We start from the raw sequence: 13,087 nt of genomic DNA on the forward strand, positions 1-13,087 counted from the left end.
ATCCGCATGTCTCATGATTGAGTTCATACTCCGTCGCACAGGCGCCGCCGTGATCACGCTCTTCCTCGCCAGCATCGCGGTGTTCCTCGGGGTGCGTGCCCTGCCGGGCGACCCGGCCACCGTGCTCGCGGGGGAGAGCCCCACACCACAGGTGGTCGCCGCGATCCGCAAGCAGTTCGGGCTCGACCAGCCGCTGCCGGTCCAGTACCTCCACTACATGGGGCAGGCGCTGCAGGGCAACCTCGGCTCCTCCACCCAGGACAAGGCGCCCGTCACCCAGGTGCTCGGCGAACGCCTCCCCGTCACGCTCGAACTCACCTTCCTCGCCATCCTCGTCGGCGTCCTCGTCGGTGTGCTCGCCGGCATCGTCTCCGCGGTGCGCAGGGGCACGGCACTCGACTACGCGGCCAACGGATTCGGCCTGTTCGGACTGTCCGTACCCCACTTCTGGCTCGGACTGCTCGGCATCGTCGTGTTCTCCGTGCACTGGCACATCCTGCCCGCCTCCGGCTTCGTCGGGCTCGCGGACGATCCCGTCGGCAACCTCGAACGCATGGTGATGCCCGTCCTCGTGCTCGGCCTCGGCCTCGCCGCCGTCGTGATGCGGCAGACCCGCTCGTCCCTGCTCAGCCAGCTCGGGGCCGACTACGTGCGCACCGCACGGTCCAAGGGGCTCTCGCGCGGCCAGCAGATCAGGCACGCGCTGCGCAACAGCCTCACCACCGTCACCACCGTCGTCGGCCTCCAACTCGCCGGGCTCATCAGCGGCGCCGTCATCACCGAGCAGATCTTCGTCATCCCCGGCTTCGGCAAGCTCATCGTCGACGGGGTCTCCTCACGCAACTACCCCGTCATCCAGGGCGCCGTCCTGGTCACCGTCGCCGGCTACGTGGTCATCAACCTCCTCGTGGACGTCGCGTACGCCTACCTCGATCCACGCCTGCGCATGGCTGGAGGCACGCAGTGAACGAAACAGCCGTCGACGAGACGGGCCTCACCGCCGACCCGGCCGCGGGTGCCGAGGCGGCAGCCCCGAACACCGGATGGCGGCGCAGCCTGCACAGGCTGCTGGGCCGCAGGATGGCCGTCATCGGCGCGGTCATGGTCGTCGTCTTCCTCGGCGTCGCGCTCATCGGGCCGTTCGTCGCGGGCAGTTCGACCAGGCTCGGCCTGACGGACATCCTCGCGGGGCCGTCGGGCGCGCACTGGCTCGGCACCGACGACCTCGGCCGAGACGTGGTCGCCCGCATCTGCAACGGCGCGCGCGTGTCGCTGCTCGCCGGCGTGGTGTCCTCCGCGCTCGCCATGGCCGTGGGGGTGCCGCTCGGCCTCGCCGCCGGCTACTTCAGGGGCTGGACCGACTCCGTGCTCATGCGGATCAACGACGTCGTCCTGTCGTTCCCGTACCTGATCTTCGCCGTGGGAATGGCGGCCATACTGGGCCCGTCCCTGCACAACGTGATCATCGCGCTCGCGGTCGCCGAGGTCCCGTCCGTCATCCGCGTCGTCCGCGGCGAGACGCTTGTGCTCAGGCAGCAGGACTTCGTCCAGGCAGCCGTCGCGGACGGCACGCGCGACCTGGCGATCATGTGGCGGTCCATCCTGCCGAACATGACGAACACACTGATCGTGAAGGCCACCGTGGCCATCCCCGCCGGAATACTCGGCGAGGCGGCGCTCAGCTTCCTCGGCCTCGGCGTCCAGCCGCCCCAGGCCTCCTGGGGCGTCATGCTGACGAGCGCCCAGCAGTTCCTCGCGCAGGACCCGCTGCTCGCCGTCTTCCCGGGCGTCGCCATCGCCCTCACCACGCTCGGCTTCAACCTCCTCGGTGACGGCCTGCGCGACGTGCTCGACCCCAGGGAGCTGTGATGCCACTCCTCGAAGTGACGGACCTGCGGGTCCAGTACCGGACGGAGGACGGCCCCGTCCACGCCACGAAGGACGTGTCCTTCTCACTGGAGCGCGGCGAGATACTCGCGCTCGTCGGAGAGTCGGGATGCGGGAAGACCGCCACGGCCATGGCCGTGCCGCGGCTGCTCGACGGCGGCAACGCGACGATCGGCGGCAGGGTCGTCCTCGACGGCACCGACCTGACGCGGCTGCCGGAGAAGCGCATGCAGGACATCAGGGGCAAGGACATCTCCGTCGTCTTCCAGGAGCCCATGACATCCCTCAACCCCGCCTACACCATCGGCAAGCAGATCGGCGAGGTCATCAGGCGCCACACCGACATGAACCGCGCGCAGGTGCGCGAACGCGTCGTGGAGCTGCTGGAACTCGTCGGCATGCCCGACGCCCGGCGGCGGCTCGGCGCCTACCCGCACGAGCTCTCCGGCGGCATGCGGCAGCGCGTGATGATCGCCACCGCCGTCGCCTGCGACCCCAAGGTCCTCATCGCCGACGAGCCGACCACCGCGCTCGACGTGACCATCCAGGCCGCCGTGCTCGACATCATCCGCAGGCTGCGCGAGGAACTCGGCACGGCCGTCATCCTCATCACCCACGACCTCGGTGTCGTCGCGGAGGTCGCCGACCACGTCGTCGTGATGTACTCGGGGCGCCACGTCGAGCACGCGCCCACCGCGGCCCTCTTCGACAAGCCGCAACACCCCTACACGCTCGGCCTGATGGACGCACTGCCCGCACGCGCCGCGCGCCGCGGCGGCCGACGCCGGCTCACCGAGATCCCCGGCATGGTGCCGCCGCCCACCACCGACCCCGACGCCTGCCAGTTCGCGCCGCGCTGCGCGCGCGCCGACGCGGGATGCACGGCGAGGCGGCCCGCACTGAGCCGGGTCGACGACGGCCACCTGGTCGCCTGCTACCACCCGGGCCCTGGAGGGACCGCATGAACGACACACCAGAGCGCACAGGCGCCGCGGCACAGCCACCCGGCCCCGGCGCACCCGCGGCCGACGCCCCGGTACTCGACGTGCGCGGGCTGGTCAAGCACTACTCCGGCAGATCGCGTGCCGCCCGCAGGAACGGCCCGATCCGCGCCGTCGACGGCGTCGACCTGCGCATCGGCAGGGGAGAGGTGCTCGGCCTCGTCGGCGAGTCGGGCAGCGGCAAGTCCACCGTCGGCAAGTGCGTCGCACGCCTCACCGAACCCACCGAGGGCCGCATCGAACTGCTCGGCCGCGACATCTCCACCATCAACCGCCGCGCGATGCGGTCCCTGCGGCGCGACGTCCATGTCGTCTTCCAGGACGCCTACTCCTCGCTCGACCCCCGGATGAAGATCGGCGACATCGTGGGCGGGCCGCTGCGCCAGCACGGCGAGGGCGACACGGCGCAGCGCCGCCGCAGGGCCCTCGACATGCTCGAACGCGTGGGCTTCCGTGCCCGGATGGCCACGCGCTTCCCGCACGAGCTCTCCGGCGGCCAGCGCCAGCGCGTCGCGCTCGCCCGCGCACTCGTCATGGCGCCACGGCTCGTCGTCGCCGACGAACCGGTCTCCGCGCTCGACGTGTCCGTCCAGGCGTCCATCCTCAACCTGCTCCTCGACCTGCAGTCCGACATGGGCTTCTCCTGCCTGTTCATCACCCACGACCTGTCCGTCGTCGAGTTCATCAGCGATCGCATCGCCGTCATGTACCTCGGCAGGATCGTCGAGACGGCGACCCGCGAAGAGCTCTTCGCGCACCCCCAGCACCCCTACACGCAGGCGCTGCTGTCCGCGGCGCCCGTACCCGACCCGCACACCACCAGGGCAGCCGGACGTGTCGTCCTGCGAGGCGACCTGCCCAGCCAGTCCACCCGCATTCCCGGCTGCCCCTTCCACCCCCGCTGCCCCGTCGCCGTGGACCGCTGCCGCACCGAGGTGCCCCCGCTCGCCGGTGTCACCCGCGCCGACCACCCCGTCTCCTGCCACCTCGTGGACCCGGCGACCGGCGGACCCGACATCACCCAGGGAAGGAACGGCGTTGTTCACCACACGTCCTGAACTCGTCGGCGACTTCGGCATGGTCGCCTCCACCCACTGGCTCGCCTCCGCCACCGGCATGAGCGTGCTGGAGCGCGGCGGCAACGCCGCCGACGCCGCCGTCGCCGCGGGTTTCGTCCTCCAGGTCGTGGAGCCGCACCTCAACGGCCCCGGCGGCGACGTGCCGATCCTGCTGTGGGACCCGAAGGACGAGAAGGTCTCCGTGGTCTGCGGGCAGGGCGTCGCGCCCGCCGCCGCGACCGGCGAGGCCCTGAGCGCCCTCGGGCTCGACGTCGTGCCGGGCACCGGCTTCCTGCCCAACGTCGTGCCCGGCTCCTTCGGCGCCTGGCTGCTCCTGCTGGAGCGCTGGGGCACCTGGTCCGTGGCGGACGTACTCGCGCCCGCCATCCGCTACGCGGACAAGGGCCACCCGCTGCTCGGGCGGGTCTCCTCGGCACTGGAGACCGTGGCGGACATGTTCCGCACCCACTGGCCCACCTCGGCCGCCACCTGGCTGCCCGGCGGCACGGTGCCGCGCGCCGGCAGCCGCTTCACCAACCCCGTGCTCGCCGCCACCTACCGGCGCGTCGTGGACGAGTCCGAGGCCGCGGGCGGCAGCCGCGAGCACCGCATCAGGGCCGCGCGCGACGCCTGGTACCGCGGCTTCGTCGCCGAGGCGATCGGCGCGTACTGCCGGACCACTGAGGTGATGGACACCTCCGGCACCCCGCACCGCGGCCTGCTGACCGCGGACGACCTCGCCGCGTGGCACCCCACCGTCGAGGACCCCGTCACCTTCGACTACCACGGCCACACCGTCTGCAAGACGGGACCGTGGGGCCAGGGGCCCGTCTTCCTCCAGCAACTCGCCCTGCTCGACGGGTACGACCTGACCGCCATGGGCGCCGGCTCGGCCGACTGGGTGCACACCGTCGTGGAGGCCGGGAAACTCGCCTTCGCCGACCGCGAGGCCTGGTACGGAGACCCGCGCTTCACCGACGTCCCCGTCACCGCGCTGCTCAGCCCCGGCTACAACGAGGAGCGCGCGAAGCTCATCGGCGACGGTGCGTCCCTCGAACTGCGGCCAGGAGCCCCCGACGGCCGCGCGCCACGGCTGCCGCACTACCCGGGCGCCCAGGACGGCGCCGGCGCCGGCACCGCGCGCGGGGCCGCCGCCGGCGCGGGGGAGCCCACCGTCGACGCGTCGGGCGAGGTGCGCGGCGACACCTGCCACCTCGACGTCGCCGACAGCAGCGGCATGATGATCTCCGCGACGCCGAGCGGCGGCTGGCTGCAGTCCTCGCCCACCGTGCCGGGGCTCGGCTTCTGCCTCTCCACCCGCGGCCAGATGTTCTGGGTCGAGCAGGGGCTGGCGAACTCGCTGCGTCCCGGCGCGCGCCCCCGTACGACGCTCACACCGTCCTTCGCCCTCAAGGACGGCAGGCCCTGGCTGGCGTTCGGCACGCCGGGCGGCGACTTCCAGGACCAGTGGACGCTGCACTTCTTCCTCAACGTCGTGCACGGCGGCATGAACCTCCAGGAGGCCATCGACTTCCCGGAGTTCCACACCACCCACATGCCCAACTCGTTCTACCCGCGCGACGCCCACCCGGGACACGTCCTGCTGGAGGACCGCCACGACCCGGAGGCGGTCGCCGAGCTGCGCAGGCGAGGACATATCGTGACGACCGGGGACGGCTGGTCCCTGGGCCATGTCAGCGCCGTCGCGCGCGAGGACGGCTGGCTGAGGGCCGCGGCCAACCCCCGCGGCATGCAGGGCTACGCGGTAGGAAGGTAGAAGAGCAGATGATCACGGCCGAGTACACGCTGCCGGGCATCCACGTACGGGACCACCGGGTGGACGTGCCGCTCGACTGGGCCGTACCGGACGGCCCGGCCATCGCGGTGTTCGCCAGGGAGCTCGTCGATCCGGAGCGCCGGCGCGAAGACCTGCCGTACCTGACCTACCTCCAGGGCGGCCCCGGCGGGAAGTCGCCGCGCCCGACGGCCAGGAGCGGGTGGATCGGCGAGGCCCTGAAGACCCACCGGGTGGTCCTGCTCGACCAGCGGGGCACCGGCCGCAGCACGCCCGTCGACGGGTCCGTGATGGCCGCACTCGGCACGGCCGAGGCGGGCGCCGCGTACCTGTCCCACTTCCTCGCGCCCTCGATCGTCGCCGACGCGGAGCACCTGCGGAAGACCGTGTTCGCAGGCCGGCCCTGGACGACGCTCGGCCAGAGCTACGGCGGCTTCCTGACGCTGTGCTACCTGTCCCAGGCCCCGGAGGGGCTGCACGCGTGCCTGGTGACCGGCGGTCTCGCCTCCGTGACACAGGACGCCTCGGCCGTCTACCGGCACACGTACCCGCGGGCCGAGGCGAAGAACCGGATCTACCGCGAGCGCTACCCGCACGACGTGGACGTGGTCGCACGGGTCGCCGACCGCGTCGCGGCCGGCGACGTGGTCCTGCCGGACGGCGACGTCCTGACGGTACGGCGGCTCCAGACGCTGGGCTTCGACTTCGGCATGAAGCCAGGCTTCGAGCGGATGCACTGGCTGTTCGACGAGGCGTTCGCCGAAGGGCCCGTGGCGGGGGAGCGGCTGACGGACACGTTCCTCGCCGGTGTCAGGGACCGCACGGCCTTCCACACCAACCCGCTGTACGCCGCGCTCCAGGAGACGATCTACGCCGGCGGCGCGGGGGCCACCGCCTGGGCGGCGGAGCGCGAACGCGCGGCCCGGACGCAGTTCGGCGAGGACGTCCGGCCGCTGCTGTTCACGGGCGAGATGGTCTATCCCTGGATGTTCGAGGAGATCAGGGCGCTGCGGCCGTTCCGTCCGGCCGTGGAACTGCTGGCCGCGCGCGACGAGTGGCCCCGCCTCTACGACCTGGACCGACTGGCCGCGAACGAGGTGCCGCTTGCGGCCGCGGTCTACTTCGACGACATGTACGTCGACTCGGGACTCCAGCTGGAGACCGCGTCCAGGGTCGGCAACGCGCACGCCTGGGTGACCAACGAGTACGAGCACGACGGCCTCCACGAGGACGTCCGCGTCTTCTCCCACCTGCGCGGCATGCTCAAGGACAAGGGCCTGTTCGGCACCGGCTGAGCGCCGCGCCGCGCCGCCCCCGCCCCGGTCGCGCGCAGGGGCGGCGCGGGGGCGGCGCGCGTCAGGCCGCGGAGCCGAGCGGCCCCGCGCCGTGCGCGTCGCGGTGGATCGGTGAACTCACGCCGGTCAGCGGGGCACCCGTGCCGCCCCTGGCCGCCGCCACGATCTCCGACGCGATGGACAGCGCCGTCTCCTCGGGCGAACGGGCGCCCAGGTCGAGGCCGATCGGCGAACGCAGCCCGGCCAGCTCCCGCTCGCTCAGCCCCGCCTCCCGCAACCGCCGCGAGCGGTCCTCGTGCGTGCGGCGCGACCCCATCGCGCCGATGAACGCGACCGGCAGCCTCAGTGCCACTTCCAGCAGCGGGACGTCGAACTTCGCATCGTGCGTCAGTACGCACAGCACGGTGCGGCCGTCCGTCTCCGTACCCGCCAGATAGCGGTGCGGCCACTCGACGACGATCTCGTCCGCGTCGGGGAAGCGCTGCCTGGTGGCGAAGACGGGGCGCGCGTCGCACACCGTCACGTGGTACCCGAGGAACTTCCCCATGCGGGCCAGTGCCGCCGCGAAGTCCACGGCCCCGAAGACGATCATGCGCGGGGGCGGCACGCTCGACTCCACCAGCAGCGTGACGGGCCGGCCGCAGTACGAACCGTCCGCGCCGACCACGACCGTGCCCGTGCGGCCGGCCGCCAGCATGGCGCGCGCCTCGCCCTCGGCCGTACGGTCGAGCTCCGGGTGACCGCCGAGCGATCCCCGCGACGCCTGCCCGGGGCCGACGAGCATCGCCGCGCCCATCAGCTCCTCGGGCCCGTCCGCCACACGCACGAGCGCCGCCGTGTCCCCGCGCACCACGGCCGAGAGCCCGGCCGCGAACACCGCCGCGCCCGCCGTGCCGGGCGCCACCGGCGTCACGAGGACGTCGATCACGCCGCCGCACGTAAGACCCACCGCGAAGGCGTCGTCGTCGCTGTAGCCGAACCGTTCCAGCACGCTGCGGCCACTGTCCAGCGCCTGCTCGCACAGCTCGTACACGGCGCCCTCGACGCATCCGCCCGACACCGAGCCGATCACGGCGCCCTCGCTGTCCACGGCGAGGGCGGCGCCCGGCTGCCGCGGGGCGCTGCCGCCGACCGCCACGACGGTGGCCACGGCGAACGTCCGGCCCTGTGAAATCCACCGGTCGAGCTCGCCGGCGATGTCCAGCATGGTGATCTCCGTAAGGTGTTGAGCGGCCAGGAAGGCCGGAGGGCCGGAGGGCCGCCGGGGCGCCCCTCCGGCCGGGGGCGGTCAGCCGCGCTCGGCGGCCGCCGCAGCGAGTACCCGGTCGGGCCTGATCGGAAGCTGCCTGTGGCGCACGCCCGTCGCGTGCCACACCGCGTTCGCGACGGCCGCCGCCGCTCCCACGATGCCGATCTCCCCGAGCCCCTTGATGCCGGTCGGATCGTGCGGGTCGACCTCGTTCACCCAGTCCGCCTCGATCAGCGGGACGTCGGCGTTCGCGGCGATGTGGTACCCGGCCAGGTCACCGCCCACCAGGCCGCCGGACGCCGGGTCCCTGTGGGCCTCCTCGTGCAGCGCCATGGACAGCCCCCACACCATCCCGCCGACCAGCTGGCTGCGCGCCGTGAGCGGGTTCACCACGCGGCCCGCGGCGAACATGCCCAGCATGCGCCGCACCCGCACCTCGCCCGTGGCGATGTCGACGGCGGCCTCCGCGAACTGCGCGCCGAACGAGTGCCGCTCCAGGTTCGCCAGCCCGCGGACGGCGTCCAGGGAGTTGCCGCGCACGGTGATCCCGTCGGACGGAATCTCCATGCCCGGCACCAGCACCGCCCGCAGTTCGGCGACCGCCGCGACGATCGCGTGTGCCCAGGACCTGGTGCCGGTCGAGCCGCCCGCGAGCATCGCCTGACCGAAGTCGCTGTCCGCGATGCGCATGCGGATCCGGCCGACCGGGACCTCCAGCGCGTCGGCCGCGATCTGCACCAGCGCGGTCCGCGCCCCCGTGCCGATGTCGGCCGCGGTGATCCGCACGGTGAAGTCGCCGCCGGCCTCGGCCGTCACGGACGCGGTCGACGGGACGACACCGGCCGTGTAGGTCGCGGCCGCCACGCCCGTGCCGAGCAGCCAGCGGCCTTCCCTGCGCACGGCGGGCCGCGGGTCGCGCTCCCCCCAGCCGAACCTGCGGGCGCCCTCCTCGAAGCACGCGACCGTCGACCTGCTGCTGAACGGCAGCCCCGAGACCGGCCCGACGGCCGGCTCGTTGCGGATCCGCAGCGCGACCGGGTCGACGCCGCACCGCTGCGCCAGCTCGTCCATCGCCGATTCGACGGCGAAGGAACCGGGCGCCTCGCCGGGCGCGCGCATCCAGCGCGGAGTGGGCACGTCGAGCGGCACCACCCGGTTCACGGTGTGGTGTGCGTCCGCCCCGTACAGCACCCGGCTGATGGCCGCGCTCGTCTCCACGTACTCCATGACCCGCGACGTGTAGCTGGACGCCTGGTGGTCGAGGGCGCGCAGCCGGCCGTCCGCGTCCGCGCCGAGGCGCATCCGCTGCGCCGTCGCGGGGCGGTGGCCGACCAGTGAGAACACCTGGCGGCGCGTCATGACGACCCGCACAGGACGGTGGACGACCGTCGCGGCCATCGCCGCGAGCACGGAATGGGGGCGCACAAGGCCCTTGGACCCGAATCCGCCGCCGACGTGCTCGGAGACCACGCGCACCGAGGACGGGTCGAGGGAGAGGAGCGCCGCGAGGTCCTGCGCCGTGGCGAAGGCGCCCTGCGTGGTGTCGATCACCTCGAGGCGGCCGTCCTCCCAGCGCGCGATCGCCCCGTGCGGCTCCATGGCGTTGTGGTGCTCCTCGGGCGTGGTGTACCACTCGTCCACCACGACAGCGGACGCGGCGAGTTCCGCCTCCAGATCGCCCTTGGAAGTCTCCGAGGAATCGTCCCCGGGGGTGTAGGTGTCCGGGTGTTCCGCCCGGAACACCGTGTCGTGCGGCTCCTGCTCGTAGTGCACGACGAGCGACTCCGCGGCCTCCCTGGCCACTTCCGGCGTCTCGGCCACGACCAGCGCGACCGGCCAGCCGACGTGCGGCACGCGGTCGTCCTGGAGCACCTGAACGGTCGGGTCCGGGCCGAAGAAGCCGGAGGCCCTCTCCAGGCGCGGCGCGTTCTCGTGGTGCAGCACCGCGAGCACGCCGGGCATCGCCTCGACGGGCGCGCTGTCGATGCCGGTGATCCGGCCGCGTGCCACGGTGGACAGCACCAGCCAGCCGTGGGCGAGCTCGGTGAAGTGGTGCTCGGCCGCGTACCGGGCCGCGCCCGTCACCTTGTCGAGGCCCTCCACCCGGGTGTGCGCGACGCCGACGGCCCCCGCCAGCCTGGTCGCCTCGGTCGTCGTGGTCATCGGGCGCTCTCCTCGGCGAGTCGGGTCAGCTCGGACACGATGAGGTTCCGTGTCAACGTCACCTTGTACGCGTTGTCCGCCAGCGGCTTCGCGGCGGCCAGTTCGGCGTCCGCCGCCGCGGCGAACGCGTCCGCCGTCGCGGGTCCGCCCGTCAGCGCGCGCTCCGCCGCACGCGCCCGCCAGGGCCTGGACGCGACCGCCCCGAGGGCGAGCCGCACCTCCTCGACCACACCGTTCCGCACGGCGAGCGCGGCGGCGACGGAGCCGATGGCGAACGCGTACGAGGCGCGCTCCCTGACCTTGCGGTAGTGGGAGAGCGCCGCGACCGGCGCGGGCCCCACGGTCACGTGCGTGATCAGCGCGCCCGGCGGCAGCGCGGTCTCCAGGTGCGGGGTGCCGCCGACGGGCAGGTAGAAGCCGTCGAGCGGCAGTTCACCCGGCCCGTCCACCGTCTCGTAGGAGACGACGGCGTCCAGCGCGGTGAGCGGGACCGCCATGTCCGACGGGTGGGTGGCCACGCAGTGCTCCGAGGCGCCCAGGATCGCGTGGTTGTGGTGCTCCCCGGCGATCGCGGGGCAACCGCTGCCCGGCACGCGCTTGTTGCAGTCCTTGCTCGTGTCGGTGAAGTATCCGCACCGGGTGCGCTGCAGCAGGTTCCCCCCGACCGTCGCCATGTTGCGCAGCTGTCCTGACGCGCCGGCCAGCAGGGCCTCGGCCAGCATCGGGTAGCGCCGCCGCACCTCGGGGTGGACGGCGAGGTCGCTGTTGGTGACGGTGGCGCCGATGCGAAGCCCGCCGTCGTGCGTGGCCTCGATGCGGTCGAGCGGCAGCTCGCGCACGTCGACGAGCAGCGCGGGCCGCTCCACGCCCGACTTCATCAGGTCGACGAGGTTCGTACCGCCGCCCAGGTACGACGTGCCGCCGTCCGCGCCGCGCAGCGCGACGGCCGCCGAGACGTCCGTGGCGCGCTCGTAGCCGAACTCCCTCATGCCGTCACCGCCGTGCCCGCCTCGGCGCCGGCGAGGTCCTCGCCCTGCGCGGTCTTGCCCTGCGCGGCCTCGGCCGCACGCGCCACCGCCTGGACGATCGACACGTACGCGCCGCAGCGGCACAGGTTGCCGCTCATCCGCTCCCGGATCTCGTCCGCGTCGAGCGGTGGGGGACCGGCCTCGGGCCGCACGTCCTCGGTGGCCGCGCTCGGCCAGCCGGCCGCGTGCTCCTCGATGACGGCTATCGCCGAGCAGATCTGGCCGGGCGTGCAGTAACCGCACTGGTAGCCGTCCAGCTCGATGAAGGCCTGCTGCACCGGGTGCAGCGTGTCGCCGTCCGCGACGCCCTCGATGGTGGTGACCTCGCGCCCCTCGGCGGCGACGGCGAGCTGGAGGCAGGAGACAGCGCGGCGGCCGTCGAGCACCACCGTGCAGGCGCCGCACTGGCCGTGGTCGCACCCCTTCTTCGAACCGGTCAGCTCCAGATGGTCCCGCAGTGCGTCGAGCAGGGTGGTGCGGTGGTCCACGGGCAGGGTGCGCCGTTCGCCGTTGACGTGCAAGGTGATCGTGCTGGATGTCGCCAGGGCCATGTCCGGCCATCTCCTGAGTACTCGGTGTCGCCCGTGCGTGCGCGGTCTCGTCCGTCCGGCCGGGCGCTGGGGCCGGCGGCCCGCAAACGCGTCACTGAAAGGGACTGTCGACGCAAATGGGTATGGCTTATGGTGGGCGGGCAACCGGACGATGATCCGCTTACCTGAAATTAGCGGACGACTGTCCGCTTAGCAACACCTTTCGACGGGACCCGAGAAGAGGACGCGTGCGCCCGGTGAGAAGCGAGCCGTTGCGCTCGGACGCGCTGCGCAACCGCCGGCGCATCCTTGAGGCCGCCTGGGACGTACTGACCGAGGACCCGGATGCCTCGATCACGTCGATCGCGCGCAAGGCGCACGTCGGGCAGGGCACCTTCTACCGCCATTTCCCCAGCCGCGAGGCGCTCATCCTCGAGGTCTACCGCTACGAGGTCCAGCAGGTCGCCGAGTCCGCGGACCGGCTGCTCGCGACGCGCCCGCCCGAGCGGGCGCTGCGGGAGTGGCTCGACCGCCTCTCCTGCTACGCCATGACCAAGGCCGGCCTCGCCGAGGCCATGCGCAAGGCGACATGCGCCAGGGGGAGCCTGGCGGGAGTGGGCCACGACGCCGTCAGGTCCGCCGTCGAAACGCTCCTCGCGGCCAACCACGAGGCCGGCACGGTCAGCCGGGACATCGGCGCCGACGACCTCATGCTCGCGATCGCGGGCCTGTGGCAGATCGACCCGGCCGGCGACTGGGAGGCCCGCGCCCGGCGGCTGCTCGACCTGGTGGTCGAGGGCCTGCGCGCGAGCGCGCCGCGTGGCCCGGCCTGCGAGACATGCGGCGAGCCCGGCACCCTTGCCGCGGGCGGCCCGCGCCGCGCGGGCCGTGGCGCGGACGCCGGCGAGGCCCGCCGGTGACCCGCGCCGGCGCGTGCCTGACGCGTACCTGGCGCGGGGCGAGCTACCGCGGCGACGGCCGCGAACGGCGGGTGACCCGCGCGCGGCACGCGTCATGAGACCGCTGACCCGCTGCGCACGCCCGTGACGAGACCGCGCGGTCAGTGGCAGATCCCGCGGAG

11 protein-coding genes are annotated in these 13,087 nt (G+C 73.1%); 7 read left to right on the plus strand and 4 right to left on the minus strand.

Going from position 1 to position 13,087, the window contains the following annotated elements; all coding sequences use genetic code 11:
- Positions 1 to 13 precede the first annotated feature (13 nt).
- Genes IH48_RS0110380 through IH48_RS0110405 form a run of 6 tightly spaced genes read left to right on the plus strand, consistent with a single transcriptional unit; the run spans position 14 to position 7,036 of the window.
- On the plus strand, positions 14 to 967 hold the full coding sequence (locus IH48_RS0110380) for an ABC transporter permease (RefSeq protein ID WP_030902137.1): 954 nt from the start codon (positions 14 to 16) through the stop codon (positions 965 to 967).
- Positions 964 to 1,869 (plus strand): ABC transporter permease, encoded by a 906-nt coding sequence (locus tag IH48_RS0110385; RefSeq protein ID WP_107059270.1) that lies wholly within the window; start codon positions 964 to 966, stop codon positions 1,867 to 1,869. The genes IH48_RS0110380 and IH48_RS0110385 overlap by 4 nt, the downstream gene beginning before the upstream one ends.
- Positions 1,869 to 2,852: an ABC transporter ATP-binding protein gene (locus IH48_RS0110390; RefSeq protein ID WP_030902141.1), complete on the plus strand. Its 984-nt coding sequence runs from the start codon at positions 1,869 to 1,871 to the stop codon at positions 2,850 to 2,852. The genes IH48_RS0110385 and IH48_RS0110390 overlap by 1 nt, the downstream gene beginning before the upstream one ends.
- Positions 2,849 to 3,946 (plus strand): ABC transporter ATP-binding protein, encoded by a 1,098-nt coding sequence (locus tag IH48_RS0110395; RefSeq protein ID WP_051839509.1) that lies wholly within the window; start codon positions 2,849 to 2,851, stop codon positions 3,944 to 3,946. The genes IH48_RS0110390 and IH48_RS0110395 overlap by 4 nt, the downstream gene beginning before the upstream one ends.
- Positions 3,927 to 5,723, plus strand: a complete 1,797-nt coding sequence (locus IH48_RS0110400) for a gamma-glutamyltransferase family protein (protein ID WP_030902144.1) — start codon at positions 3,927 to 3,929, stop codon at positions 5,721 to 5,723. The genes IH48_RS0110395 and IH48_RS0110400 overlap by 20 nt, the downstream gene beginning before the upstream one ends.
- 8 nt (positions 5,724 to 5,731) lie before the next feature.
- Entirely contained in the window at positions 5,732 to 7,036 is a 1,305-nt protein-coding gene (locus IH48_RS0110405) for an alpha/beta fold hydrolase (protein ID WP_030902145.1), read from the plus strand.
- Positions 7,037 to 7,097: 61 nt separating this feature from the next.
- On the opposite strand, the gene IH48_RS0110410 is transcribed toward IH48_RS0110405, so the two are convergent.
- The 4 genes from IH48_RS0110410 to IH48_RS0110425 form a co-directional block, all read right to left on the minus strand.
- Complete coding sequence (locus IH48_RS0110410) at positions 7,098 to 8,243, minus strand: XdhC family protein (protein WP_030902147.1); 1,146 nt, start codon at positions 8,241 to 8,243, stop codon at positions 7,098 to 7,100.
- An 81-nt stretch (positions 8,244 to 8,324) separates the two neighbouring features.
- Positions 8,325 to 10,448, minus strand: a complete 2,124-nt coding sequence (locus IH48_RS0110415; protein WP_030902149.1) for a xanthine dehydrogenase family protein molybdopterin-binding subunit — start codon at positions 10,446 to 10,448, stop codon at positions 8,325 to 8,327.
- Positions 10,445 to 11,437 (minus strand): FAD binding domain-containing protein, encoded by a 993-nt coding sequence (locus IH48_RS0110420; RefSeq protein ID WP_030902151.1) that lies wholly within the window; start codon positions 11,435 to 11,437, stop codon positions 10,445 to 10,447. Before IH48_RS0110420 ends, IH48_RS0110415 begins: the two co-directional genes overlap by 4 nt.
- A complete protein-coding gene (locus IH48_RS0110425) occupies positions 11,434 to 12,027 on the minus strand; it encodes a 2Fe-2S iron-sulfur cluster-binding protein (RefSeq protein ID WP_030902152.1) in 594 nt (197 codons plus the stop codon). The genes IH48_RS0110420 and IH48_RS0110425 overlap by 4 nt, the downstream gene beginning before the upstream one ends.
- A gap of 227 nt (positions 12,028 to 12,254) precedes the next feature.
- Here IH48_RS0110425 and IH48_RS0110430 point away from each other — a divergent pair, with 227 nt between their 5' ends.
- Positions 12,255 to 12,926 carry a TetR/AcrR family transcriptional regulator gene (locus IH48_RS0110430; protein ID WP_078849604.1) on the plus strand — a complete coding sequence of 224 codons (672 nt, stop codon included), beginning with the start codon at positions 12,255 to 12,257 and terminating at the stop codon, positions 12,924 to 12,926.
- The last annotated feature ends 161 nt before the right edge of the window (positions 12,927 to 13,087 follow it).

This window comes from Streptomyces sp. NRRL F-5126, assembly GCF_000721265.1.
Lineage (GTDB): Bacteria > Actinomycetota > Actinomycetes > Streptomycetales > Streptomycetaceae > Streptomyces.